Origin of the sequence: Paenibacillus sacheonensis (assembly GCF_009909195.1) — a bacterium.
GTDB classification, from domain to species: domain Bacteria; phylum Bacillota; class Bacilli; order Paenibacillales; family Paenibacillaceae; genus Paenibacillus_Z; species Paenibacillus_Z sacheonensis.
In genome coordinates this window covers 98611-125516 of record NZ_JAAAMU010000008.1, presented here as the reverse complement: position 1 = coordinate 125516, position 26906 = coordinate 98611, and the positions used below count along the sequence as shown (strand labels likewise).

Annotated in this window: 17 protein-coding genes; 15 read left to right on the top strand and 2 right to left on the bottom strand. The window is 58.7% G+C overall.

The genetic code is table 11. The annotated features are described in order from the left end of the window. Positions 1–99: 99 nt before the first annotated feature. Positions 100–2700, bottom strand: coding sequence for a winged helix-turn-helix domain-containing protein (locus GT003_RS17105; RefSeq protein ID WP_161699960.1), 2601 nt, complete (start codon positions 2698–2700; stop codon positions 100–102). A 167-nt stretch (positions 2701–2867) separates the two neighbouring features. Here GT003_RS17105 and GT003_RS17100 point away from each other — a divergent pair, with 167 nt between their 5' ends. From GT003_RS17100 to GT003_RS17075, 6 genes are all read left to right on the top strand, one after another. Further along, positions 2868–7157 carry an RCC1 domain-containing protein gene (locus GT003_RS17100; RefSeq protein WP_161699958.1) on the top strand — a complete coding sequence of 1430 codons (4290 nt, stop codon included), beginning with the start codon at positions 2868–2870 and terminating at the stop codon, positions 7155–7157. Between the two features lie 251 nt (positions 7158–7408). After that, complete coding sequence (locus tag GT003_RS17095) at positions 7409–8611, top strand: ParM/StbA family protein (RefSeq protein WP_161699956.1); 1203 nt, start codon at positions 7409–7411, stop codon at positions 8609–8611. A 55-nt stretch (positions 8612–8666) separates the two neighbouring features. Then, positions 8667–9089 carry a hypothetical protein gene (locus GT003_RS17090; RefSeq protein WP_161699954.1) on the top strand — a complete coding sequence of 141 codons (423 nt, stop codon included), beginning with the start codon at positions 8667–8669 and terminating at the stop codon, positions 9087–9089. Between the two features lie 527 nt (positions 9090–9616). Beyond that, on the top strand, positions 9617–10069 hold the full coding sequence (locus tag GT003_RS17085) for a helix-turn-helix domain-containing protein (RefSeq protein WP_161699952.1): 453 nt from the start codon (positions 9617–9619) through the stop codon (positions 10067–10069). 173 nt (positions 10070–10242) lie between these two features. Next, a complete protein-coding gene (locus tag GT003_RS17080; RefSeq protein WP_239566028.1) occupies positions 10243–12378 on the top strand; it encodes a TIM-barrel domain-containing protein in 2136 nt (711 codons plus the stop codon). Between the two features lie 229 nt (positions 12379–12607). Beyond that, positions 12608–13636, top strand: coding sequence for an alpha/beta fold hydrolase (locus tag GT003_RS17075; protein WP_239566027.1), 1029 nt, complete (start codon positions 12608–12610; stop codon positions 13634–13636). A gap of 621 nt (positions 13637–14257) precedes the next feature. Here the strand turns inward: GT003_RS17075 and GT003_RS17070 are convergent. After that, on the bottom strand, positions 14258–15178 hold the full coding sequence (locus GT003_RS17070; protein ID WP_161699950.1) for a MerR family transcriptional regulator: 921 nt from the start codon (positions 15176–15178) through the stop codon (positions 14258–14260). A gap of 187 nt (positions 15179–15365) precedes the next feature. Between GT003_RS17070 and GT003_RS17065 the strand changes: the two genes are divergently transcribed. From GT003_RS17065 to GT003_RS17025, 9 genes are all read left to right on the top strand, one after another. Then, positions 15366–16295, top strand: a complete 930-nt coding sequence (locus GT003_RS17065) for a methyl-accepting chemotaxis protein (protein ID WP_161699948.1) — start codon at positions 15366–15368, stop codon at positions 16293–16295. Positions 16296–16558: 263 nt separating this feature from the next. Beyond that, the gene (locus GT003_RS17060) at positions 16559–16753 is read left to right on the top strand and encodes a hypothetical protein (protein WP_161699946.1); all 195 of its coding nucleotides are present in this window, start codon (positions 16559–16561) and stop codon (positions 16751–16753) included. Between the two features lie 165 nt (positions 16754–16918). Further along, positions 16919–17935, top strand: a complete 1017-nt coding sequence (locus GT003_RS17055) for an SDR family oxidoreductase (protein ID WP_161699943.1) — start codon at positions 16919–16921, stop codon at positions 17933–17935. A 307-nt stretch (positions 17936–18242) separates the two neighbouring features. Beyond that, positions 18243–19109, top strand: coding sequence for an ABC transporter permease (locus GT003_RS17050; RefSeq protein WP_239566040.1), 867 nt, complete (start codon positions 18243–18245; stop codon positions 19107–19109). 12 nt (positions 19110–19121) lie between these two features. Continuing rightward, positions 19122–19991, top strand: a complete 870-nt coding sequence (locus GT003_RS17045; RefSeq protein WP_161699939.1) for a carbohydrate ABC transporter permease — start codon at positions 19122–19124, stop codon at positions 19989–19991. A gap of 75 nt (positions 19992–20066) precedes the next feature. Continuing rightward, complete coding sequence (locus GT003_RS17040; RefSeq protein WP_161699937.1) at positions 20067–21629, top strand: extracellular solute-binding protein; 1563 nt, start codon at positions 20067–20069, stop codon at positions 21627–21629. A 68-nt stretch (positions 21630–21697) separates the two neighbouring features. Next, on the top strand, positions 21698–22963 hold the full coding sequence (locus GT003_RS17035; RefSeq protein WP_161699935.1) for an FAD-dependent oxidoreductase: 1266 nt from the start codon (positions 21698–21700) through the stop codon (positions 22961–22963). A gap of 98 nt (positions 22964–23061) precedes the next feature. After that, positions 23062–24702: a response regulator gene (locus GT003_RS17030; RefSeq protein ID WP_161699933.1), complete on the top strand. Its 1641-nt coding sequence runs from the start codon at positions 23062–23064 to the stop codon at positions 24700–24702. After that, a complete protein-coding gene (locus GT003_RS17025; RefSeq protein WP_161699931.1) occupies positions 24695–26551 on the top strand; it encodes a sensor histidine kinase in 1857 nt (618 codons plus the stop codon). Before GT003_RS17030 ends, GT003_RS17025 begins: the two co-directional genes overlap by 8 nt. Positions 26552–26906: the final 355 nt, after the last annotated feature.

Here is a 26906-nt window from a genome sequence, read left to right as displayed (position 1 = left end):
GAGAGCGGAATCGCGGAGGCAGGAGTTTGAAGACGACGAAAAGGGGGCTCGCCATCCGATGGATGGCACGAGCCCCCTTGCTGCGTAACGCGAATGATATTATCCCAATAACTGCAGCTCCTGCGTGATCATCAGCGCTTGCGTGCGGGACGAGACGCCGAGCTTATCGTAGAGCCGGGAGAGGTAGATTCTTACGGTGCCCTCGGACAAGGCGAGGCCGGCCGCGATTTGTTTATTGGTCGCCCCCTGCCGGAGAAGCCGCAGGAGGTTGCACTCCCTTGCGGTCAGCCTCTCGGCCGGCTGGGCATCTAGACGAGGGATTGGCGCGTGCGTCTCGGGGAACAGTTCCAGCAGCCTGCGGACATAGCCGTGCATCGCATCCGGAGAGGAGCCGGCGGCTTGTTCGCCGCCTCGGGTCAGATAGGCCGCCAGCAAATCCGCCATCGCCGGTCCTTCATCCAGGAAAGTCCGGACGTAACCGAATTTCTCGCCGATCGCAAGCGCTTCGCGCAGGTATTGCAGCGCGGCGCCGGTTTGCCCGCGCTGCGCTTCCAGCAGAGCCTGCAGGCATGAGATCTCCGCCAGGCTTGAATAGAGCTGCTCCCGTTCGGATTGGGGCCGAAGCTGTTCGAGCAGCCGAAGCGCTTCGTTCTCTTGCCGCTGTTTGCCCAGCAGGCGGCATAACGTCAGGAACGGGAACTCTTGATTGAACGCCGGCTTGGCTGCGGCGTTCAGGCGAAGCGCGGCCAATTCCTTCTTGGCTAGCGGGATCCGCTCTTCCTGCATGTAGATCCGGGCCTTGAACGCGCGCAGCGCGTCGATCCAGTGAATGTCAGCCGACGGGAGGCCGGCCAATTCCGAGAGCGCCTCGTCGATGCGATCATGGGCCAGCTGGCTGCGGCCCACGGCTAGATGAATGCGGGCTTCCGTAATGCGGAGCGGAACGAGCAAGCCGGGCGTTTGCCTGGCGGCCGATGACTTCCGAAGCGCGGCGAGGAGCTCTCGGCAATGCTCCAGCCGATTCCACTCGTAGTAGCCTTCGCACAAGGATTGCTTCACGTACAGATGAATCAGGGACTCCTGCCAGCCGTGGGATTGCAGAACGCCCGTGAACAGGCTGCCGATCGTTTCCGTGTCCTGCGATAGCATGCCTTTCAGACCGAGGGCCGTCCGCCGCACGAGCGGTTCGGTCGTGTTGTAGTTAAAATTGTAATAGGTCGGGTCAGCCGGAAGAATGCGATCCAGTATGCCTTCGGAGAAGGCGAACCACCTGCCGAAGTCCCCGTTCGAGAAGACCAAATTCGACGTCACGAAGAGAATTCCACTCTGCAATTGCTCCCATCTCCCGTTACGGTCAATGCTTTGGCAGGCGCGTTCAATGCGCGACAGCTCCTGCTCCGCTTGTCCAAGATTCCCGGTCAGAACGAGCACGAAAGCGCGAAGGAGAGACAGCTCGAGTGAAATTTCGGTCTCCGCCGGCATGCGCTGGAACCAGTGCAGCGCCGTCGCCAGTTCGCCTTTGCCCAGCACGGTCGGAATATGCCGCTCCAAATAAACGCGCATGCCGACGGAATCCTCCGCCTGCGCGGCATGTCCAAGAGCCTCCTCCATCATGCCGCGCGCGGCGAAGCACTCCCCGGCCAGTCGGTTGGCTTGGTTCCATACTCCTGCATTCTTCGCCAGCTCCTGCAGAAACTGCGCGAATAGATGGTGGTAGCGAAACCAGCGGTTATGGTCGTCGAGCGGAATCACGAACAGATTCAGGCTTCGGAGGCGTTCCAACAGCATGGCGCCGTTCTCCCCGGTGACGGCATTGCAGACGACCGCATCCATCCGGTCCAGGACGGAGGTTCGGAGGAGAAAGCCGTAGACGTCCGCGGGCAGCTTGGAGACGACCTCGTGAACTAAATAATCGGCGACGTTCCGGTGATTTCCTTCCAACGAATCCAGCAGACGGGAATGCGGAGTCCCCGCGTGCAGACTTATCGAGACCAGCTTCAGCGCCGTGATCCAGCCTTCCGTCCGAAGCGTCAATCGTTCCGTCTCGGCATCCGAGAGCTTCGGCCCGGGCAGCGCGTCGAAATACGACGCGGTCTCGCGCGCCGTGAAAGAAAGCTGCGCGGCGTCTATGGCATGAAAGTCCCCGTTGGCCAGCCACTTGACGGTCGGAAAAGGCAGTTCGGTCCGGCTGGCAAGGAGCACGTGCGCGGTTGCGGGCAAATAATCGATGAAATAGGAAAGGCTGTCGTGGATGCGCTCATTATGGATGCGCTGATAATCGTCCACGATCAGGATGATCTCTTCCGCCGGCGCTTCCGAGAGCGAGTACAGTTCATTCAGCAGCGCATCGAGGAAGGTATGGATGGATACTTGCGGCAGCGCCTCGGCCAACCGGAAGATCCGCTGCCCGACCGGTTCGGGGACGACGGCGGCCAGCGTCCGGACGATATACCGCCAAAAGCGGACATGGTCGTTATCCGTCTCGTCAAGCGAGAGCCAGGCGGGAACGCGCTGCCGATCATGCGCCCACTGCGAGAGCAGCGTCGTCTTCCCGTAGCCCGCGGGCGCGGACACGAGCGTAAGCTTGCCTTTCAACCCGAACGTAAGAGCCTCATGCAGCCGACCACGCGCGACAGGGGCTTCTTTCAGCAGCGGAAGGGTGGTTTTGGCTTTTAATAAGATGGGGGATGGTTCGTGCATCATGGAGCCCTCCCATATTGCGACATATGCTTGCAAGAAGTAGCAATCAATGGCTTTATTATACGAAATAACAAGCGGAAAGTTAACATTCGTCAATCGTCACGCGTCGAATGAGCTCGTAAAATGGAGGTGGAAGCAGAAAACGGACAGATTGACGGAGGTAAAGCATGTCGATGCGACTGAACAAAATCATACTCGCGCTTGTTGTTTTATGGGGGATTATTCCGGCGGCTCCCATGAAGTTCGCGCATGCCGATGCCTATCTCACGGCTCCGCAGCTGGCCACGGGTTATTACCACAGCACCGTGCTGCTGAGCGACGGATCGGTGTGGGCGTGGGGGCGCAACGATAGAGGGCAGCTAGCCGCGAGTTCGGGGACCTACTCGGCGAAGCCGGTGCAGATCAAAGGGCTGGACCGCGTCAAGCAGATCGCTTCCAGCATTATGAGCACGTACGCGCTGAAGGAAGATGGAACCCTGTGGGCATGGGGGTTGAACGAAAACGGACAGCTGGGCGACGGCACGTTGGAGAATCGCGCGGCGCCGGTACAGGTAAAGGGGATAAGCGGAGTAACGGCCATATCGACCGGTCTCGGTTATCATGTGCTCGCTCTCAAGAACGACGGCACCGTATGGGCATGGGGACGCAACGATAACGGGGAGCTGGGCGACGGGACGACGACGCAGCGGCAATTGCCGGTCCAGGTAGCGGGGTTGACGAACGTCGTGGCGCTTGTGAATGCCGGGTATCACAGCCTGGCGCTGAAGTCGGACGGAACGGTCTGGGCGTGGGGCCGAAATTCGTACGGGGAGTCCGGAGGCGGCGTGTCCGCAGACCGTACGGTCCCTTACCAAGTGGCGATCGATGGCGTGAAGGCGATCGCCGCGGGCGATCATCACAGCATGGCGGTGAAGGACGACGGGACGGTCTGGACGTGGGGCAGGAATACCTACGGAACGCTGGGCGACGGAACCGCCGTAAACCGGGTATCGCCCGTGCAGGCGGTCGGGATCGACCATGTGAAGAGCGTTGCGGGCGGCACGCATTTCAGCTATGCCCTGAAGGACGACGGGACGGTCTGGAGTTGGGGAATTAATAATTACGGCCAATTGGGCGACGGGACGACGTCGACGAGGCTGAGTCCGGTGCAAGTAAGCGGGTTGACGGACGTGGTTTCCCTGGGTGCCGGCGGGTACAACGGCATCGCGATGCAGTCGGGCGGGGCTATATGGGCTTGGGGCTATAACGGATACGGCGAGCTGGGCGACACCACGAGAGAATCGCGCAGCATCCCTGTTCGCAACGCGGCGAGCGTGGATGTGACGCCGCCTGCCATCGCGAATCCGGCGCTGACGGCCGCCAACATTACGGAGACCGGCGTCACGCTGTCGTGGGCGCGAGCGACGGACAATCTCAGCAAGCAGGCAGAGCTGCAATACCAGGTCTACCAGATCAGCAGCCGGACGGCGGTGACCGTCAGCGCCGTTGAAGCGGGCGGCGTCCGGATCGGAACCTACACGGCGGATATGGATACGAAGCAAGTCACGGATCTCTATGACGGTCAGACCTACAACTTCACCGTCATCGTGAAGGACAAGGATGGCCGGAAGAGCATTTACGATAAAATAGCCGTTCGAACGCTCGCGATTCCGACATACGCCGTCACCTATCATGCCAATGGCGGCACGGGGAACGTGCCGACGGACGATTATGTCTACTACGAGAACGAGCAGGTGACCGTGCTTGGGGACAGCGGTCTGACTAAGCCGGGGTATACGTTCGCAGGGTGGAATACCCAAGCGGACGGGGAAGGAACGCCCTATGCGGCGGGATCCACGTTCACGATTGGTGCGGAGGATGTCGAGTTGTACGCGAAGTGGACGGCGAATCCGACGTACGGCGTGACGTACGACAGCAATGGCGGAACGGGAGAAGCGCCTGTCGACGGCAACGCGTATGAGCAGGGCACACAGGTAACGGTGCTTAGCGGCGACGGTCTGACGAAGCCGGGGTATACGTTCGCGGGCTGGAATACCCAAGCGGACGGGGAAGGAACGGCCTATGCTGCGGGAGCTGCGTTCAGCATGGGAGCGACGAATGTTGAGCTGTATGCGAAGTGGACGACGAATCCGACGTACAGCGTGACGTACGACAGCAATAGCGGAACGGGAGAAGCACCTGTCGACGGCAACGCGTACGAGCAGGGCACGCAGGTAACGGTGCTTAGCGGCGACGGTCTGACGAAGCCGGGCTATACGTTCGCTGGCTGGAATACCCAAGCGGACGGGGAAGGAACGGCCTATGCGGCGGGAGCTGCGTTCAGCATGGGAGCGGCGAATGTTGAGCTGTATGCGAAGTGGACGACGAATCCGACGTACAGCGTGACGTACGACAGCAATGGCGGAACGGGAGAAGCGCCGGTCGACGGCAACGCGTACGAGCAGGGAGCGCAGGTAACGGTGCTTAGCGGCGGCGGTCTGACGAAGCCGGGGTATACGTTCGCGGGCTGGAATACCCAAGCGGACGGGGAAGGAACGCCCTATGCGGCGGGATCCACGTTCACGATTGGTGCGGGGGATGTCGAGTTGTACGCGAAGTGGACGACGAATCCGACGTACAGCGTGAGGTACGACAGCAATGGCGGAATCGGAGAAGCGCCGGTCGACGGTAACGCGTACGAGCAGGGAGCGCAGGTAACGGTGCTTAGCGGCGACGGTCTGACGAAGCCGGGGTATACGTTCGCGGGCTGGAATACCCAAGCGGACGGAGCAGGAACGCCCTATGCGGCGGGGGCTGCGTTCAGTATGGGAGTGGCGAATGTTGAGCTGTATGCGAAGTGGACGACGAATCCGACGTACAGCGTGACGTACGACAGCAACGGCGGAACGGGAGAAGCGCCTGTCGACGGTAACGCGTACGAGCAGGGAGTGCAGGTAACGGTGCTTAGCGGCGGCGGTCTGACGAAGCCGGGGTATACGTTCGCGGGCTGGAATACCCAAGCGGACGGGGAAGGAACGCCCTATGCGGCAGGGGCTGCGTTCAGCATGGGAGCGGAGGATGTCGAGTTGTACGCGAAGTGGACGCCCGATTCGGATGAGAGCCCAACGGATGGCGACGGCGAAGGCGATGGCGGCGATGATCCCGGAGACGTTCCGACAAGCCCGCCATCTAGCGGGTATTCATTGGAAACGGCTATGGGATTGCAAGTGACCGTGAACGGGGAAAGGCATGACTTAATCGGTACGCTGTCCATGACCAGGTCAGATCAGCGAACCTCTATGGCAGTAAGCGTGGATGCGGCTGCATTGCAGGCCCAGCTGGATCGTACGGCGGCAAAGCCGGAGGTCATCGTTGCCGTCGAACAGGACGTCGATGCAATAACGGTCGCGTTAAACGGGACTGTCGTCAACGGGCTTGCCGGCAAACAAGGGACCGTAGTCGTCCAGACCCGGAACGGGAGCTGCAAGCTGCCTCTGGATCAGCTTCTATTCGATTCCTGGACGGCGGCATTAGGCGAGCAGCGACCAGAACCGTCGGATATAACCGTTCAAATCGGCATCGCCAAGAGCGATACTGCCCAGCTTGCGGGGCTAACGGACGCAGCACATAAAGCTGGAGTGACCCTGAGCGGTTCCCCCGTGGACTTCGAGGTAACGACTCTTTATCATGGCAACAGGCTGGAAGCACCTGCCTTTCATGCCTATGTCGAGAGGGAAATTCCGCTTCCGGACGGGGTGAGCGCGGACGGCCTTGCTACGGCAGCGCTCATGGATCCGGATGGGACGCTGCGCCACGTACCTACGCGGTTCGTGATTGACAGGGATGGGAAAGCGGCGGCCATCGTGAATAGTCTGACCGACGGCGTCATTGCGCTGATTGCCAACAAGGTGCAATTCGCGGATGTCGCGGCCCACTGGGCCAAGGACGAAGTAAACGACATGGCGGCGAGAATGGTGACGGGCGGCGTCGACCAGCGGCACTTCGATCCGGATGCGCCGATCACGCGGTCTGAATTTGCGGCCATTCTCGTTCGCGCGCTCGGCTTGCCGGAGGCCGCGGCATCCGCTTCGTTCTCGGATGTGAGACGCGGCGCATGGTATGACGGCGCCATCGCCGCAGCCGTGGCATACGGGCTGATTGAAGGCTATGCGGACGGAACGTTCCGCCCCGCCGGCTCGATTACGCGGGAGGAAGCGATCGTCATGATCGATAGGACGATGACGCTGATCGGGCTGCCCGCGAATGTGGACGAAGCGGAGGTCAAGGGCGTATTGGCCGGATTTGCGGACGGCGCGGCCGTCCGCGCATGGTCCGGTCAGGCGGTCGCCGCGGCCGTAAAGAACGGGCTTATCCAAGGCTCCCGGGAGGAGCTCGCGCCTGAGCGCGACATGACTCGGGCAGAAACGGCGGTCATCGTGCGGAGGCTTCTGCTCCGCGCCGGTTTGATTACCGATTAACCATTCGAGAGGCGACCCCCCGCGGGTCGTCTCTTTATTTGCGTTGCGCGCTGGATCCGCATAAGAACGCCGCCGCTTCGCAATATCCGACAAGTTCAAATGAGAGAGAACTAATGTTGCGTGGGACTCTGGCATGATGCTTGCTAACACTTCGTATGGCAAAGTAATACTATGGAATGCTTTTGTTGTTGTGACGTGCGTTGGCGGCTCTAAGGCTTGACCAAAAATCGAATTCCAGGAGGAAAGCAACGATGAACTATCATTTCTTCGTAGGTAACGATAACGGTAACAGCGAGCATGACTTGGTGATTGACGGCAGACTGATCCAACAGCCCAATGTGAATTGCCCGGTGGACGAGCTGCCGTGGAGGGAAGAGCAGGCGCCGGAAGGCTTCGTGAAGCAGCTGCAGGACCATCTGGTCGTGACGGTGGACTCGCCTGCGGCAAGACCGGGCATGTACTACGTCGGCAAATTCGCGCTGGAGAGTGGCGAGATTATCGATAATATCCAAATCGGCATCGATTCCAAGAGCGACATGGACCTGCCGATCGTGAATACGCTGGCCCAGATTGCCGCCGTGGCCGTGCAGAAGGCGTATGAGGAGGAGAAGCAGATTCCGCCTCAGATCGACGTCGAAGTGGACATGGCGACCGCCCTGCCCGTCACGCAGCATACGGATGAGAGCTCGGCCAAGTTCGAGAAACGGTTTACCTCCGGCTCGCATCATGTGACCGTGCATCTCGGCATCCAGCGCGTAGCGGTGAAGATCGTATTCCAGTTCGTGAAGGTCGTACCCGAAGCGACGCCGGTTATTTTCACGCTGCAGAAGGATGCGGCCGGGAACTGGAGGGAAGGCGACATCTTTGCCGAATTTTCGGCAGCATACGGCATCGAGAAGAAGTTCAACGGCAGCTACTTCAAGGATAAGCGTATCCTGCATGTCGACATCGGAGACGGCTCTACGGAATATCCGATCACGGAGGGCAATCGCTTCCTGCGGCAATTCGTGCATGGCAGCCACCATGGGGCGGGTTATGCGATCGAAGAGGCGTTGCAGGAGTTCAATCGGCTGATTCATCTGCCGGACAGCCCGAGGCAGTTCTTCAGCGACGTGCTCAAGAACCCGAAGCATAAGTACCATGCCAGGGCGCTCAAAACCTTGCGCCGGCCGCTCGAGAGCCAAGTGAAGCAGATCGTGCAGCATGTGAAGAAGCAGCTGACCAAAGCGCGCAATGAGATCGACCTGATCTGCGTATACGGAGGCGGCAGCATTCTCATGCGAACCGTGCTGTATCCGAATTTGAAAGCCCTTTGCGATGAACGGGAAATCAAGCTGCTGTATATTCCGGCCGATTATGCCGTCGAGCTGAACGCGGCAGGACTCGATGCTTTCGTGCGGGGCAAAATCTTCGATGCGCTGAAGCATAAAGCGGATGTGGAACAGCCGGCATAAGGGGCATGCCGAAGCACGGATATAAGTTCTATGGAACCGGCAGGTGATGATGGCGATGAAGAAGACCAAGCTTCCGGGCGGCAATATCAGCCTGAAGACGAAGAAGACGGAAGATCCGCAAGTGATGGCGTGGTTGAATGCGCAAACGAACCTGATGGATTCCCTCCGGTATTTGGTGGAGAACGAAATCAAGCTGCATGGCATCCGGAATTTGCAGTCATATATCCCGATGGAACGATCGGGCCTGCAGGAGTGGCCGGGGGCTCGGGCGGCAGGGGAGCCGCCTGACAGCCGCGCGGTAGTGGCGTCGGCGCGCCAGCAGCTGGCCGCTGGCGCGGAAGAGACCGCGGAATTCGACGCGTTCGACGCAGCAGCGGAAGCGGAGGCAGAGTCAGACGAAGAGGCGGAAGGGTCCGATACTTCCTCCGAGCCTGCCGCGGAAGAAATCGATGACGAGGATATCGAGGCATGGAGCTGAGTGCAGCCCTTTAGGCTTATACGAATTGGATGCTAGCAGTGACTGAATGCCATCATGTAATGCCGAATAACAAGAGGTTTTTTGTCAAGTAATACTTTGTAATCCTAAACGTTACTTAGACATACTAGGTATTACTTAGTGGTATTTAGAAATACGCGACTACACTCATTCGGGTGATGCCGGGTAATTCTAAGTTATACGAAGTAATACCAAGTGATGCAAAGTAATGCTCGGAAACGCTCGGTAGTACGAAATAATACTGCGAAAACTAAGAAATATCCAAAGCCACTCCTAACAAGGGGTGGCTTTTGATTTCTATAGTAAGGCATCTCAAAGTGGAATTATGCATCCAGCAGCTGCAATGCGCTGAAACTGTCAACATGATTTTGACGCCGCAAAGCAGCACTGGACATGCATTTCCGCGCTGGCAACCTAAGGTTGCGGGGGGACGTAACTAGAAGTAGCTTTACTTATGGCCGTCCGTTTACTAACAATGTGGATGTAGAGCGCAGGAAGGGGATTCCGAGATGATCTTTGGTGAGAAGCTGAAGAACGAACGAAAGAACAAAGGCTGGTCGCAGGAGGAATTAGCCGAGAAGCTGTTCGTCAGCCGGCAGTCCGTGTCCAAATGGGAGAACAATCAGAATTACCCGAGCATTGAAATCATCATCAAAGTGAGCGATCTCTTCGGCGTCACCATCGACGAACTATTAAGGAGCGATGAAGAATTGACCAAGAAAGTCATTCATGACGGCAAGCAGTTGGCCTATCCCAAGCTGAAATGGATGTTCGACGCGTTGTTCATGCTGGGCGTCGTGCTGCTGGCGGTCAAACTCGGCGCGCTGCTGCTCAATAGGATTGCCGATGCGGACATTGATTTGGCCGGCAACTTATGGCTGCTGAATATCGGTCCGCTCATCCTGATGATCGGAGGAGGAATCGGCTCCGGTATCGTGAAAGAAAAGTATAAAGAAGGGTAGAGGAGAGGTTTGCCTTAGGAGGGGCTGTTTCGGAGTCTAGCGCGGCTCGGGGCAGCCTTTGCTATTGAGATCGTATATCCAGAATATGAGCCGATATGGTATAAAGGCTATGGCAGCATGAGGGATTCGCAGGCGGCGCAAAGCGATGCATATGACCGTTGGGGGGAATCGAGTTGTTAGCTTGGCAGTGGACAAAGGTCGAAGCGGGAATTTGGAAAGGGACGGTTGGGGTTACGGAGACGGTGACGCCGTTAAGCGCGGCCGCCGTGCAGCCGAAGCGGGATGCGCTGGAGCGGATGGGCGACGCCGCGATGCCGTTGTTTCCCGAAGCGATCGAAGCTTACGTGTCTCCTGAGGGCACGGTTATCCAAATGCCGCTTCAGGAAACGGAACGCATCTATGGATTCGGCCTGCAGTTCATGCGTACGAATCACCGCGGACGCACGCGGCATCTGCGCGTCAACAGCGACCCGAAGGAAGATACGGGCGAGACGCACGCGCCCCTGCCATTCTGGGTGACTAGCGAAGGGTATGCCATCCTGATCGACTCCGCCCGGCCCCTTACCGTCTATGCCGGCTCGGCCGTGAGAGTAGACAGCAAGCGACCGCCGGCGGCCAAAAATCGGGTGGATGACGCAGACTGGATGGCGACCCCGTTGTCGGACACGCTGGAGGTCCTGATTCCTTACGAGCAAGGAGCGACCGTCTATCTATTCGCCGGCAGCGCCTCCGGGGAGCGGAGCGAATCGTCTCTGCTGGACGCCGTGCGCCGATATATTCTGTTCAGCGGGGGAGGCGTTCTTCCGCCGCGGTGGGGGCTTGGATTCTGGCACCGCGTCTCCATCCATGCGAACGCAGAGGAGACGCTGCGCGAGGCGCGGCAATTCAGGGAACGGAATATACCGTGCGACGTGATCGGCTTGGAGCCGGGCTGGCATTCGCATGCGTATCCGGTATCTTACGAATGGAGCGAAGAGCGATTCCCGGACCCGGAGGCGTTCGTGCGGTCGATGGCCGAGGAAGGCTTCCGCATTAATCTCTGGGAGCATCCTTACGTGTCTCCGGAAGCGCCGATCTATGAGGAGCTGCTGCCTTATGCCGGCACGCATTCCGTCTGGTGCGGCATCGCGCCGGACTATACCTTGCCGGAAGCGGCGGCGATCTTAGAGCGGCAGCACGCGCAGCGGCATGTGAATATCGGCGTCTCCGGTTACAAAATCGACGAGGTCGACGGCAGCGAGCTTACGGGCAACTCCTGGATGTTTCCGGCGCAGGCCCGATTCCCGTCCGGGCTCGACGGCGGGCGGATGAGGCAGATTTACGGCCTGCTCATGCAGAATATAACGGAGCGCGCATTCAAGAAGAAAAACGTGCGTACGCTTGGCCTTGTCCGCGCTACGAACGCCGGCGGCGCCTCCAAGCCGTACGTACTCTACTCGGATCTGTACGGCCACCGCGAATATGTGCGTGCGCTTTGCAACTCCGGCTTCAGCGGGCTTCTGTGGACGCCCGAGCTGCGAGAGGCGGATACGGCGGAGGAGTTCATCCGCAGGCTGCAGACGACCTGCTGCTCGCCGCTGGCCATGCTGAACGGCTGGGCGAGCGGAACCGCGCCGTGGTCCTTCCCCGAATACGAGAGCATCGTAAGGTCGACGATCGAATTGCGCATGCGGCTGATGCCGTATTTGTATTCGGCCTTCGCCGCGTACCGCGAAGAGGGGATACCGCCTTTCCGTGCGATGGCGCTCGAGATGGGACGCCCATGCGAGAAGCAGCCGACGGATCAGGATCTCGGCCAGTTCGATTCTTCTTCCGCGCCGTACGGCTTGTACGGGGAGGACTTCAGCATCGACGACCAATATATGATGGGGGAGAGCATCCTGGTCGCCCCATTATTCGCTGGAGAGACGTCGCGGGACGTTTATTTGCCGCCGGGAGACTGGTTTGAATTCCACACCGGCGTTCGGCATAGGGGCGGGCAATTCATCGCGTATGCGGCAGGGCTCGACGAGATTCCGCTCTTCGTCAAAGACGGCGGGATTATTCCGCTCATGCCCGTTCGCCCGAGCGCGCCGCGGCCGGGGGAGAAGGTGCCGCTGGAGGTTAGATGCTATGGCAGCAAGCAATGCGTGTTCCGGCTGTACGACGACGACGGGGAAACGACGGCCCATGAAGCGGGCCATTGCCGCTGGATCGACCTGCATGCGGACGGCACGAGCGTCATGCACGCGGAATTATCGCAGAGAGCGGACGATCGGGCGTTCACGTACGGAGAAATGAAGTGGACGTACATGCAATCGAATGGATAAGCATGGCGCCTCGGCAGCCGAGATATCCTCTACACGAGCATCTTTGAAGCGCATCGCGCTTGAAGGATGCTTTTTTCTATTCCCGCCGGCAGTCGGCCGTCTTGGACTTTGGTCCAGCACGGACTCGACTGCGGTCCATTGCCGCTCCTAACCTGCCGATCTATGATGAAACAGTGACTTTCGGTTAACGGAATCGCAGGCAAAATGAAGCGCAATTGGAGCTGATGAAATGGCAGAGTTAAGTATGGGTATAGGCAAGAAAAAGAAGCGGACATGGAAGCGGATCGGAACGACGATCGGGGCTCTGATCGGAATCGTGATCGTTGCTGTCGCGGGCAGCTATATTCATCATAAGGTGAAATTAAATCAAGAGGCGAGGCTGTTTCAACCGCTCGGCCGGATGGTCGCCGTCGACGGACATCAGATGAGCGTATATACGGAGGGCAGCGGCCCGGCGACGCTGGTGTTTCTGGCGGGAGGCGGTACGGTATCCCCGATTTTGGACTTCAGAAGCCTGTATTCGCGCTTAAGCGATGCATACCGGGTCGCTGTCGTGGAGCGGGTGGGATATGGCTTCAGCGAAGCTGCGGATGTTCCCAGAGATCTGGACACCGTGCTGGAAGAGACGAGGGGGGCCTTGCGCGCCGCGGGCGAGAAAGGTCCGTACATCCTGTTCCCGCACTCGATGTCGGGATTAGAGGCACTGTATTGGGCGCAGAAGTACCCCGAGGAAGTGTCGGGGATCGTAGGACTGGATCCGGCGGTTCCGGGTGCGTATGCGGATGCGAAAATCCCCAACAAACTGCTGCTGGAGCTGTTCTCGTTCGGAGCGAAGACGGGCATTACGCGGTTCATTCCCGCGCTTGTCCAAGGCGAGCCGGCCCATGAAGCGGGCACGCTGACGGCGCATGACAAAGAGATTTATAAAGCCGTCTACTACCGCAGGACGGAGACGCGGCCGATGATAACGGAAATCGAGAGCGTGAAGGATAATGCCCGCCAGGTAAATGAACGGCCCCTGCCGCAGGTTCCGATGCTGTTCTTTACTTCGAACGGCAAGGGAACGGGAATCGATACGGCAGATTGGCAGCATTATCAGATCGAATTCCTAACCCATGTCAACGACAGCGAACAGGTCGTGCTCGATTGCGGACATTATGTTCAGGATTTCAAGTACGAACAGATCGCGCGCGAAAGCAAGGCCTTCATCGAGCATTTGATGGCGGGTAGTGACGCCTCAGAGTCGGATGAGGTCTAGCGGGATGCTATAAGCGGTGTTGGAGCGAAGGGGATTTCCTGACCAGGGGAATCCCCTTTTTGTTTCTTCTTCTTCTTCTTCTTTCTGCTTCGACTTCTTGAAATCCACACCAACGGCGTACACATTTGTATACAAGAGTTATGAGTATGCAAATGTATACGCGAAGCGGACCGCATACGCCAGACCTCGGTCACGTAACCCGGTCGAATGATCTAGATTACGTCTGTCGGATTCGCGCATAGATTACGGATCTCGGACCGTATGTCTCCGAGGGGACAAGACCGCAATTACTAATCCGATGCATATGGAAAATAGGTGTGGAAATGCAACTATTCCGCATGAAAAATTACAAATAAAAGGAATAAGTGCAAAAATGCAACTACTATAACCATAATCGTCATATGGGAGCAGAAACCTTGGGAATAAGTGCATATTTGCATCTATTCAGCCGCGAAGGCATGTGCCGCTGCGAAATAAGTGCATATTTGCACTTATTAATCGTTCTCGACGTCGCGCGCCGTGGCGACATGGGCAACTAACGCGTTCACAGATGGCCTAGCCACGTGACCGCGAAGGCCTCGTCCAGTGTAGAAAACGCGAAATAGTCGCGGCAGCCTGCCCTCAGACGGGACCTAGATAAAGTCCGATCAATGCGCGGATGTGCGTCCGATACCACAGCTCCCAGTCATTTGCATGTAAATAATGCACATGTTCATGCGTAATTGGCTTATGCTCCTCGAACGCAGCCCCGCCCAGCACGAATCGCATATAAGGCGCTTCTCGCAGGGAGGAACCGATCCAATCCCCGAGCGACCCGATTTTGTCCGAATCTGTAACGGATATGGCGACGATGGAGACGCGCTTCTTGCGCATCATGTCCAGCAGGCCGCCGAATGGCGTGTCCGGTCCGAGGTAGATGACCTCCGAACCCTTCTGTCTCAAGAACAGGCTGAAGAGCATCAGTCCCAAGTGATGGCTTTCCCCTTCGGGACAGAAGGCGAGCGTCACCGGAAGCGCGGCATCCACCGGGAACACGCGGAAGAACGCGCTGATCCGGGACATCACCAGCTGAGAGGCAAAATGCTCCTGCGCCACGGTAATCACACCCGCTTCCCATTCCGCTCCCGCGCGGTAGAGGACGGGGACGAGAATGCGATGGAAGACCTCGTCGACATCGCACATCGAGAAAGCGTAATCGACCCACTCGTTCGCTTTGGCCGAATCGTAGGCAATCAAGCTTTCGTAGAGCCGATTGATCGTGTTCGCATGCGCAGGCGCGTTAGGCGGTTCTTCCTTGGACCGGGACACAAGGTCCGCGGCCGGCTCCGATTGCCGCAGCAGACGAACGGCTTCGCTGATCTTAAGCCCGTTCTCATCGAGCTGCCGCTTCAGGAAACGGAGCGTGAGAACATCCTCCTCGCTGTAAATGCGATGTCCGCCTTCGCTGCGGCGGGGAGCAATCACCCCGTATCGATTCTCCCATGCGCGAATGGTGACCACCTGCATGCCCAGCAGTTCGGCTACTTTCTTAATACTATACATCCGATAACCCCTTCCATTGGGATTATTATACATAACCTCTACGGTTGTGACTATATGCAGTCATATCCATCTGTTATCGCGGAAGAAACTAGAAAAAACTTGCACATATTGTATAGGTTTTGTACAGTTGAGGTTAATAACTATACATAATCGCTACGAAACTGGAAAGGTGCAGGTGATTCCATAAATGAGGGAAAGCAAGTCGGTATCGGCCGCGTCCACGCAAGAACTGGATCGGGAGAGCGTTCTCGCGGCCATCGAACAATCGCTGGCGATGATTCAATTCGATCTGCAGGGATATGTGCTGTGGGCCAACGATAACTTTGCCATGGCGCTCGGTTACCGTTCCGAAGAGCTGATCGGGATGCAGCATCGCAGGTTCTGCACGCCTGAGTTCGCCGCGAGTCCGGCATATCGCGATTTGTGGGAAGGGCTGGGGAACGGAAGGGCGTTTCAGGACAAAATCATGCGCGTTACCAAGGACGGCCGCCTCATATGGTTAGAGGCGGCTTATATGCCCATCATGAATGAACATGGCCAAGCGCAGGCGGTTCTGAAGATCGCGACGGATATCAACGCCAGGGAGCAGGCGACGACCAAGATCACCGGCGAACTGCTGCATATGTCCGAGGAACTGCTGTCCCGGGCGAACGAGGGGATCGCCAGGAGTCAAGAAGTGGAATCCGCCATCGCCAAAGCCGTTCAAGGAGCCGGCGGCAACATCGAGTCGCTCCTGCAGCTTGAGCGGCAGATCGCTTCGATTCGGGGAATCGTGCGCACGATTCGCGAAGTGGCCTCGCAAACGACTCTTCTCTCGCTGAACGCTGCCATCGAGGCCGCGCATGCGGGCGAGCACGGCCGCGGCTTCAACGTGGTCGCAAGCGAAGTCCGCAAGCTGGCGGCGCAGGTTCAGGAAGCGGCCAAGGAAGTCGGCGGCTATGTGGAAGGAATCATCGCGCATGTGCAGGAGATGGCCCAGGGAACGAAGCATTCCCAGCAAGTCGTTGCCGAGAGCCAGCACCGCATCCGGCTGGCCCTCAACGAATTCATGAGCATCGGCGAAGCCTCGCGGCTTCTTGATGCGCAGGCCAAGGAATTGGGCGCCGCGATGGGCTGAGGCTGACGGGGTATTGCTGCCCGTTCGGACGGGGGACAACCGCCGACAATGAAATTTCGACATGCATGTTAAGCCTAGCAGTGATACAATATGTATCAATAGAGGCGAGGCGCCGTGCAGACTCGGTTGACCGCTTCATTGGCTGGCCTGCAGATGAGCAGAGGCTTGCCGGTCTGGCTGGCGGCGTTACCTTGCTTCGATGCCATGGCAACGGATACCGGCCTTCGCATGCAGGCGATTGAAGAAGCGAATCTTTTGCCGCGATGCTGTACGACACGGATATTCTCCTCTTCTACGCGTACAAGCTCATCCTGCCGCTGATTCTGCTGACGCTGGTCCGTCGCGTGAACAGGCCTTCGTTCATTGCGAAGGGGGTCCTTCCCGTAACGATGCTCTATGGCATCGTGGCCGTCTACCGCATCGCGTGGCTGGTCATCGTCTTGACGGGCTGGCAGTAGGGGTCGCGATCAAGCGGCACAAGAAAACAGAACCGGCTTCCCCGTCTCCGTACGGGGAGCCGGTTTTGTCTTGGAGGAGCGGCTAGGAAGCGCATCCGCTGGAGGACTATGAGGCTGCAGCGCGAATACCTATAGAGGCTTGATTATTCTTGTTGGAGGTGGCGTATGAAAGCGCTGTTCATCGGAGGAACGGGAATCATCAGTTCCGCGATCACGAAGCAACTATCGGAGACCGGGTGCGAGCTTTATCTTCTGAATCGAGGCAATCGTAACGAAAGTCTGCCGGCCAACGTAAAGACCCTGCAGGCGGATATTAACGACGAGGCACATGTCGCGCGGCTCATCGAGGACTTGTCGTTCGACGTAGTAGCGGACTTTATCGCCTTCCGGCCGGAGCAGCTCGAGCGGGATTATCGGCTGTTTGCCGGCAAGACGAAGCAGTTTATCTTCATCAGCTCGGCTTCGGCTTACCAGAAGCCGTTGTCCGATTACCGGGTATCCGAGAGCACGCCGCTCGCGAACTCGTATTGGGAATATTCCCGCAACAAAATCGCGTGCGAGGACTACTTGATGAAGCAGTATCGGGAGAACGGGTTCCCGATCACGATCGTGCGCCCGAGCCATACGTACGATGAGCGTTCCATTCCGCTCGGCGTCCATGGCAGCAAGGGCTCTTGGCAGGTCGCGAAGCGCATGCTGGAGAACAAGCCCGTTATCATCCACGGAGACGGCACGTCCTTGTGGACGATGACCCATAACGGCGATTTCGCGAGAGGTTTCATCGGGCTGATGGGCAATCTGCATGCCATCGGAGAGTCCGTGCAGATCACGTCGGACGAGACGCTGACCTGGAATCAGATCTACGCCGCGATCGCGGACGCGCTCGGGGTGAAGCTGCAGGCGGTGCATGTGTCGTCGGAATTTCTCGCGGCAAGCAGCAGCGAGGATTATACGGGCGGCCTGATCGGGGACAAGGCGAACTCCGTCGTGTTCGATAATGCGAAGCTGAAGCGGCTCGTGCCGGGATTCGTCGCGACGACGCGCTTCGATCAAGGGATCAGAGGAACGGTGGAACATATTCTGGCACATCCGGAGCTCCAAACGGAGGACCGCGAATTCGATGCCTGGTGCGATCGGGTAATCGGGGCGCTTGAAGGAGCGCTGGCGGCGATTAGGGAATAGCGGGGTCAACCGCAATCTCTCGAAGCCGCAGATATAGTTAGATTTGGGGAGCCGATTCCGGGCTCCCCTTTTTGCGTATCCGAAACCCTATACGATTCGACCAGAAATCAAAGGATTGTCTTCTACTGGCGCAAAGTCGGTTCTTCTACAATAAAGACACGACAGAAGCAAAGAGGGTGACGTCATGAGCAAGGTCGATCTTGCGATAGGGGGAAAAGCGGGTCCGGGCGAGCGGCCGCGTGCCGGAGAGCGGGCGCGCAAGCAGACCGGAGGCGCCAAATGGAAGCTGATCCGCGGCAATCTCGATATGTACGCGCTGCTGATTCCGGGGTTGATCTTCCTCCTCTTATTCAAATACACGCCGATGTACGGCATTGTGATCGCGTTTCAGGATTTCAACATCTTCGGCGGCATCAAGGGCAGCGACTGGGTGGGGCTGGAGCAGTTTCGGAAGCTGATTCACTCGGAAGAGTTTCTGCAGGTGCTCGGCAATACGCTCCTGATCAGCCTCTACAAGATCGTGATCTTGTTTCCGATCCCGATCGTGCTCGCGCTGCTGCTGAACGAAGTGCGGCGCATGTTCTTCAAGCGCACGATCCAAACGATCATTTATTTGCCCCATTTTCTCTCGTGGGTCATCATTTCCGGGCTGTTCCTGAATATCCTCTCGCCCTCCGGCGGGCTGGTGAACGAAATCATCCGCTCCTTGGGCGGGCAGCCGATATCGTTCCTGACGGACAACCATTTCTTCCGCAGCGTGGTCGTCTTCACCGCGGGCTGGAAGGAGATCGGCTGGAACGCCATCGTCTTCATCGCCGCGATCGCCGGCATCGACCAGGAGCAGTACGAAGCGGCGGCGATCGACGGCGCCGGACGAATCCGCCAGATGGCGTCGATCTCGCTGCCGGGCATGCTGCCCACGATCATGCTGATGTTCATTCTGCGGATCGGGAGCCTGCTGGAGGCGGGAACGGAGCAAATCCTCACGATGTACAATCCGCTGGTGTACAAGAGCGGAGACGTCATCGGCACGTTCGTGTACCGCATCGGGCTGGGGCAGCAGGATTACAGCTTCAGTACGGCGGTGGGCCTGTTTAATTCCGCGTTCGGCTTCCTGCTGGTCGTGATCGGGAACATGCTCAGCCGAAAATTTCTGCAGCGCAGCATATGGTAGGAGGCGATCGGGATGCGCGGTAAAAAAACGGGCGATTACGTGCTGGACGCCTTCATTTATATCTTTCTAACGGCGATGGGACTCATTACGCTGCTGCCATTCGCCAACGTATTCTCCAAATCGATCAGCGAAGAGTGGGCGATCGTGGCGGGCAAAGTCGGCATTTTCCCCGTCGGGTTCCAGCTCGATACGCTGCGGTACGTGGCGACGAACAACCAATTCCTGCACGCGCTGTTCATCTCGGCGCTCGTCACCGTGATCGGAACGCTGGCGTCCCTGCTCATTACGGCGATGACGGCGTACCCGTTATCGAAGCGGGAGCTGCCGGGCATGGGCGCGATCATCGTGCTCTTCATCTTCACGATGATGTTCAACGGCGGCATCATTCCGAATTACCTGCTCGTGCGGCAGCTTCACTTGATCGACAGTCTCGGCTCGCTCGTTCTGCCGGCGCTCGTTAACGTGTTCAACCTGCTGGTGATCAAGAGCTATTTCGAAAGCCTGCCGCGGAGCTTGGAGGAGTCCGCCCGGCTGGACGGGGCGCGGAATTACGCGATCCTGTTCCGTATCATCCTGCCTCTCAGCGGGCCCGTCCTCGCGACGATCGGGCTGTTCTACGCCGTGTATTACTGGAACGATTATTTCAACCCGATGCTCTACATCAACAGCTCGTCCTTGAAGCCGCTGCAATTGTACCTGCAGGACATCGTCATGAATGCCGACGCGTCCTCGGCCTTGAGCGCCGACGATCTGATGAACGTTCCGGCGGAAGGCGTGCGGTCCGCGACGGTGATCGCGTCGACGGTTCCGATCCTGCTGGTCTATCCGTTCCTGCAGAAATATTTTATCAAAGGCGTACTGATCGGCTCGGTCAAAGGGTGAACCCGGGCATGCGTTAATTCTTGCGGGGATGCTTGCGAGATTAATGATATATATTATATTTAGGAGGGTCATGCAATGCGCAATTATAAGAGATTAGGGATGGTTACCGCCATCGTCGTGCTGCTCGTGGCAATGATGGCGGCCTGCTCGTCCGGCAATAACGGCAACGGCGGCAGCAACGGGAACCAGGATGCGAATGCCGGCAATCAAGCGGCGAACGGGGAGAACGCGGCTTCCGGGGATGCGTCCAAACCGGAATTGAAACGGCTGGATGTCTGGCAGAACGAAGACTACAACACGTACCCGGTCGCGAAAATGCTGGAGGACAAAACAGGCTACAAAGTGAAATACGACATGCTCCCGCAAGACAAACCGTCCGAGAAGCTGAACCTGATCATGTCCTCCGGCGAACCGTACGATCTCGTTTCGGCCAGCAGCGACATGGCGCTCTATTCGGACTATGCCCAGAAGGGCGCGCTCGTCGACCTGCTTCCGCTGATCGACAAGTACGGTCCGAACATCAAGGCGGCGATCTCGCAGCCATCCATCGATGCGCTGAAGGTCGACGGCAAGCTGTACGCGATTCCGACGGCGGTCACGTATGCCGTGAACAGCAGCATCCTGATCCGGATGGACTGGCTGGAGAAGCTGGGCCTGCAGATGCCGACCACGACCGAGGAACTGACGACGGTATTGAAAGCGTTTAAAGACAAGGATCCGGGCAGCAACGGCAATCAGAACGTCCCGCTCACGATCCGCGGCGATCTTCCGATGCTGGATAACATCGTCGGCGCGTTCGGCCTGCCGAATGCATGGAACGACGTGGACGGCAAGCTCGTGCCGCGCGTCCTGGATCCGGCGTACAAGGATTACATCGCCTACATGTCCGACCTGTACAAACAAGGACTGCTCGACAAGGAATTCGTCGTCAATAAGGACGCGACGGCCAAAGAGAAATTCTCCAGCGGGAAAGCGGGCGCCATCATCGTCCACTGGGCCGACATTCCGACGATCTCCGATGCGATCGCGAAGACCGCGCCGGACGCCAAGTTCGCGTTCGTGCCGGCGCTCAAAGGACCGGCGGGCAAAGCAGGCTTCGCGGCGAACTCCGGCTTCGACCGCCTGACGTTCATTCCGAAGGCTTCCAAGCATCCCGAAGACGCGATCAAATGGATCAACGCCAGCCTGGATCCGGAGACGTTCAAGGACCTCGCGATCGGCGAGGAAGGCAAGCATTTCAAATTCGAGAACGGCGCGTATACGCCGATTCTGCCGATCTTCACCGATGAGCGCAACTTGGCGAACAACTACATGGCGGGCACGGACGAAACCAATTATCCGCTCTACTGGCAGGCCCGCGTGCGCAAGAGCCCGGTGATGTTCGAAGCGTTCGACTTCCTGAACAACAAGCAGCCGGACAACGTGAAGATCCCGAACAAGCTCGGACTGGCACCGTTTATGCCGGAATACGCGAAGGACAATCTGCAGCTCGAATCCATGGTCGGCGACTACACGATCAAGCTGATCGCGGGGGCGGAATCGCTTTCCGGCCTGGAGGCATTCCAAGCGAAGTACAAGGCAGCCGGGGAAGAAGCCAGCGCGAAGGAAATCAACGACTGGTACGCAGCAACGAAATAAACGTCGCAAGCGGCGGCGGCTCGCCTCGGGGGAGCTGTCGCCCGCTTGAATTGAGAGGAGTCCTATTCATGGAAAGCACTCATTATTCGTTTAACCGGAACGTCGAAACCTATTCGCATTCGGATGTCGTCGTCATCGGCGGCGGGCCCGCGGGCACGGCGGCGGCCATCTCCGCGGCCAGAAGCGGGAAACGGGTCGTGCTGCTGGAGAAATCCGCGCAGCTCGGCGGCATGGGCACGCTCGCGAACGTAAGCATCTTCATGCCGGTCGGCAACGTGACGGGCATCTACCGCGAGCTGATATCCGAGATGCTGGCGGAATACCTGCCGGAGGGCCATGATCAATCCATCGCGCCGCAGTACTCGCCCTTCCTGTTCCGGCAATATTTTAACGAGAAGATGAAGAAGGAGAACGTGCAGGTGTTCTTCCACAGCGAGTTCGTCGGCGCGGTGCGGGAGGAGCGCGAGATCAAGGCGGTCATCGTCTCGACACGCGAGGGCTTGCGGGCGTTCGAGGCCGACGTGTTCATCGACTGCACGGGCGATGCCCGGGTGGCGATCGATGCGGGCGTACCTTACCATGCCGGCCGGGAAGAGGACGGACTGACCCAGCCGATGACGCTCATGTTCACGATGCAGGATACCGGCAAGCCGGTCAAGCAGGTGCTGCCGGAGGGCTGCTACGTCTACAATGACGTCGCCGATCTGCCGCAAGGCCGGAGGCTCTACTGGGAGCGGAACGGCGACGGCTCGCTGCTGGTGAATATGTCCCGGGTCAAAGCGAACGGCGCGAAGATCGAAGACGTCAATTACGCGGAGACGGAAGCGCTGCGACAGGTCTTCTCGATCGCGAACTATTTGCAGCGTACCGGATTCGAGAATTATACGATCGCGCATATCGCGCCGCAGACGGGGGTCAGGGAGACGAATCAGATCGAGGGCCTCTACACGCTAACCGAGCAGGACGTCGTGCAGGGCACGCGATTCCCGGACGTGGTCGCGCAGACGAATTACGAGATCGACATCCACAGTCCCGATGCGCAGAAAACGACCGACGAACGCAAAGTCGACGGCTACGATATCCCGTATCGCTGCATGGTGCCGGAGGCGTTCGACAACCTGCTCGTGGCCGGCCGGGCCATCTCGGCGACGCACGTGGCGATGTCTTCGATGCGCGTCCAGGCAACCTGCTATGCGCTCGGGCAGGCGGCGGGCGCCGCGGCCGCGATCTCGCTGGACGGCGGCGGCGCGATGAAGGACGTTCCGATGGCTAAGCTGCATGCGGAGCTGGCGCGCCAAGGCGTTCGCTTCCTCGGGCAGTCGATCGAAGTCTGAGCTAACACAATAACGGATCCGCCGCCCCAGTCGACCTGCGCATGCGCAGCGACTGGGGCTCGGCCGTTTTCGAGAATCCGGCAGGGGAGGACAGCGCCTTGTACAAATTGCTGATCGTGGACGACGAGCCGACGGTGAGAGCGGGCTTGCGGTCGTATTTCAATTGGTCGTCGTTCGGCGTGGAAGTCATGGGAGAGGCGGACGACGGGGACGTGGCGCTCGGCATGATCGAGCAGCAGCCGCCTGACCTGATCCTGACGGACGTGCGCATGCCGACCATGGACGGCATTACGTTGTCGCGGGAGGTCTCCGCGCGCTTCCCGGGGGCGAAGATTATTTTCGTCAGCGGCCATGACGATGCCGATTATTTGAAGTCCGCGCTGAAGGTGAGCGCGGTCGATTATATATTCAAGCCGGTGAACCTGGACGAGCTCAGCGCGGTCATCAAGCGCGTCGTGGCGGATCTGGACGCGGAGCGCGCGGAGCGGCGGCTGAAGGAAGAGCTGCAGGTCAAGCTGAAGGAAGGCATGCCGCTGCTGCGGGAGAAATTCCTGCTGTCGCTGATCGGCAGCGGGGTGCCGAAGCAGGATCTGCGGGAACGGCTCGATTTCCTAGGCCTGCGGCTGCCGGTGGACGCTTCGTACTGGGTCATGGTGATTGCCGTCGACGATATGGCGGGCGTAATGGGAAGCCGGACGGAACGAGACCGTCAGCTGCTGTGGTATTCCGTGCTGAATATCTTCGGCGAACTGATTGACCGTTATCTCGGCGGATACGCCTTCGAGCACCGCGCGGGGGAGTTCATCGGGATTCTGCTGGGGAACGACGAGAGCGACACGGCTTCGTCGGATGCGGTCGAAGCGATACTCGCGCTGGCCGGAGAGGTGCGGTCCAACCTGGAACAGTGGCTGAAGATCGGCGTCACGATCGGCATCAGCGAGCGGGTGACGACGCTGTCCGAGCTGTCCGAGGCATATAGGGGAGCTCGAGAAGCCGCGGACCACAAGTGGTATTTGGGCAAAAACCGGATCATTTCGATGGACAGCCTTCGCGGCCCAGAGACGGATGACGGCGGTTATAAGCGCCATGATCCTCCGGATCACGAAGAGCTCTTGTCCGCTCTTAAGGCGGCGAATGCGGACAAGCTGAGGGACATTCTCGACAAGGTGTTCCTGGACTTGAATCGCGGCAGGCGGGACGGCCTGAAATACGGCCGCAACGTCTGCCTGCAGCTCGCGCTCGCGGTCGGACAGCTTCTCATGGAGCTGAACGTGCAGTCGCCCGAGCTGGAATCGGCGGAATCGACGCTGTGGGAATCGCTCCTCGCGCAGGAGACGTTAGGCGAGATGCGGCAGCTGCTGGAATCGCACGTAACCGCGGCCTGCGATCGGATCCGCGAGAAGCGGACCGGCAAGACGGCCAATCTCGTCGAGCGGGTTCGGGCCATCATCGAGCGAAGCTATGCCAACGGCGGGCTGACCGTTGCGGAGATCGGCAAGGAAGTGTATCTGACGCCGACCTATGTCAGTCTGCTCTTCAAGCAAGAGACGGGACAGACGGTCAACGAATATTTGACGCAGGTTCGGGTCGAGAAGGCGAAGGAGCTGCTGCGCGATCCGCAGTACAAGTTCTACGATATCTGCTACGCGATCGGATATACGGATCCGAGTTACTTCACGAAGCTCTTCAAGAAAGCGACGGGCGTCACGCCAAGCGTCTACCGGGAGAATTATGCCTAGCGAGGGCGGCGGCGTTCGGAGGACATGGGCAGCGAAGGCCGGAGCGGGCTTGAGGTTCCTGCGCCGCTTCACCATTCCGCGCCAGTGGCTGATCGCGTACCTGCTGCTGATCGTCGTGCCGGCGGGCCTCTTCCTCTACGGCTACTACGAACGCTCGGCCAAGATCCTGAAAGACGAGGTCGTTCGGACGATGCAGCAGACGCTGCGGCAAGCGGGCAGCAATTTGTCTTATCGGCTGGAGCATATCGAGGATATCAGCAACGCCGCGTTCATGAACGGGAATCTGCATTCGTACCTGTCTATCGGCCCTGACGACCGCTCGATCGCCGTTCAACTGCAGGTCATTAAGGATTTGCGGTATCTCGTGGATACCGTACAGTCGAATTCCGATGTCTTCCGCGTCCGGTTGTTCGTCGACAGCTCGAAGCTGTACGCGGGGGAGCGCGTGAACTTCTTCTCGCTCGACAGCCTGAAGGATCGGCCTTGGTATACGCCGATCATCGGCGCTGGTGGGGGCATCGTCTGGACGGGGGACTACGAGGAGAGCTACCTGGACGCCGGGAAGCTGCGCGTGTTCTCCGCCGCCCGGATGCTCCGCGATCCGAATCATTTCGACCGGATCTCCGGCGTGCTCATGATCGACGTGAAAGAGAGCATGATCGCGGATATTCTGGGCGATTTGCAGTTTACCCCGGGTACGCAGGTCTATCTCGTGGATGCTTCCGGCACCATCGTCTATCATCCGGATCGCACGCGGATCGGGACCAAGGTCGATTCGGCCGTCCAGGACGCATTAAAGCACGGCGGCGAGGGCAGCCATTCCTTCAAGCGGGGCAGCGACGTCAATGACGTGCTTTATACGACGTTGTCGCCCGTCGGATGGAGGCTGGTGGCGCAGGGGACCGACTCGCAGCTGTCGCACCGCGCGGTGAAGCTGACGCAGCGGTCGGAATGGGCGTCCTTGCTGGAATATATCGCGTTGTTCCTGGCGCTGCCTTTCGTGCTGCTCGCGATAATCGTCAGGGGGATGAACCGGCGGGTGAAGCAGGTCATTACCGTCATCCGGAAGGAAGGCTCGGAAGGCTTGAACGAGCTGTCGCCGGTCAACGGGGACTTCCACATGCTGGAGCGGAGCGTCGACCATCTGATTATCCGCGTACGGACGCTGGTCGAGGAGAAGTACAAGGCGGAGCTTCACGAACGCGAAGCGCAGCTGCAGGCGCTGCAGGCGCAGATCAACCCGCATTTCCTATATAACACGCTGGATACGATCAACTGGATCGCCATCGGCAAGGGGGCAAGCGATATCAGCCAAATGATCGACAGCTTGGCGAAGTATTTCCGGCTCAGCCTTAACAAGGGCAGAACGATCGTAAGCGTCGAAGACGAGCTCCGGCTCGCGCAGGTGTATCTCGAAATCCAGCAGAGCAGGTTCCCGAATACGTTCGCTTTCGAGCTGGACGTGCAGCCGGGCGTCGAAGCCTGCCAGATGCCGAAGCTCATCCTCCAGCCGATCGTCGAGAACGCGCTGCTGCACGGCATTCGCAAGGCGAAGGGGAAACGGGGCCTCATCGCGATCTCGGCCCGGGAGGACAACGGCGACCTTCTCTTCGTCGTGTCGGACAACGGCATCGGCATGGATGAAGGTCTGGTTCGCCAGCTGCTGACGGAGGCGCTGCCCGAAGTCAGGGGCGATGGCGACGGCGGAGGAAGCTCCTACGGTCTGTTCAACGTCAACGAGCGGATCAAGCTGTATGCCGGCGACGAGTACGGCATTCGCATCGTTTCGGAGCTCGGCGCCGGGACGACGGTGATGGTGCGGCTGAGGGCCAAGCGCGAGGAATTATAAGGGGGCAATGTGAGAAGCGGGCAGCTGTATCGCTCGCTCGAGCGTTGGTGGAGTCGGAAAAGCTGCTGCGAGACAGCTTTTTGTCTTCTCGAGCGTTGGCGGATCGAAAAAGCTGCATAGATGCAGCTTTTTAAGCTCCGTGTGGCTAGAATGTGCTGAAAAGCTGCAGTATGGCAGCTTTTTTGTCTTCTCGAGCGTCGGCGGATCGAAAAAGCTGTATAGATGCAGCTTTTTAAGCTCCGTGTGGTTAAAATGTGCTGAAAAGCTGCAGTATGGCAGATTTTTTGTCTTCTCGAGCGTTGGTGGATAGCAAGGCCGAGAACGGCGGGCAGCATTCGCTCCGCACTCTAGTACC

What these genes read in the sequence shown, in the direction of transcription:
- GT003_RS17105 (WP_161699960.1), bottom strand. Translation starts at nt 2,700, where the DNA reads ATGCACGAACCATCCCCCATCTTATTAAAAGCCAAAACCACCCTTCCG.
- GT003_RS17100 (WP_161699958.1), top strand. Translation starts at nt 2,868, where the DNA reads ATGTCGATGCGACTGAACAAAATCATACTCGCGCTTGTTGTTTTATGG.
- GT003_RS17095 (WP_161699956.1), top strand. Translation starts at nt 7,409, where the DNA reads ATGAACTATCATTTCTTCGTAGGTAACGATAACGGTAACAGCGAGCAT.
- GT003_RS17090 (WP_161699954.1), top strand. Translation starts at nt 8,667, where the DNA reads ATGAAGAAGACCAAGCTTCCGGGCGGCAATATCAGCCTGAAGACGAAG.
- GT003_RS17085 (WP_161699952.1), top strand. Translation starts at nt 9,617, where the DNA reads ATGATCTTTGGTGAGAAGCTGAAGAACGAACGAAAGAACAAAGGCTGG.
- GT003_RS17075 (WP_239566027.1), top strand. Translation starts at nt 12,608, where the DNA reads ATGGCAGAGTTAAGTATGGGTATAGGCAAGAAAAAGAAGCGGACATGG.
- GT003_RS17070 (WP_161699950.1), bottom strand. Translation starts at nt 15,178, where the DNA reads ATGTATAGTATTAAGAAAGTAGCCGAACTGCTGGGCATGCAGGTGGTC.
- GT003_RS17065 (WP_161699948.1), top strand. Translation starts at nt 15,366, where the DNA reads ATGAGGGAAAGCAAGTCGGTATCGGCCGCGTCCACGCAAGAACTGGAT.
- GT003_RS17060 (WP_161699946.1), top strand. Translation starts at nt 16,559, where the DNA reads ATGCTGTACGACACGGATATTCTCCTCTTCTACGCGTACAAGCTCATC.
- GT003_RS17055 (WP_161699943.1), top strand. Translation starts at nt 16,919, where the DNA reads ATGAAAGCGCTGTTCATCGGAGGAACGGGAATCATCAGTTCCGCGATC.
- GT003_RS17050 (WP_239566040.1), top strand. Translation starts at nt 18,243, where the DNA reads ATGTACGCGCTGCTGATTCCGGGGTTGATCTTCCTCCTCTTATTCAAA.
- GT003_RS17045 (WP_161699939.1), top strand. Translation starts at nt 19,122, where the DNA reads ATGCGCGGTAAAAAAACGGGCGATTACGTGCTGGACGCCTTCATTTAT.
- GT003_RS17040 (WP_161699937.1), top strand. Translation starts at nt 20,067, where the DNA reads ATGCGCAATTATAAGAGATTAGGGATGGTTACCGCCATCGTCGTGCTG.
- GT003_RS17035 (WP_161699935.1), top strand. Translation starts at nt 21,698, where the DNA reads ATGGAAAGCACTCATTATTCGTTTAACCGGAACGTCGAAACCTATTCG.
- GT003_RS17025 (WP_161699931.1), top strand. Translation starts at nt 24,695, where the DNA reads ATGCCTAGCGAGGGCGGCGGCGTTCGGAGGACATGGGCAGCGAAGGCC.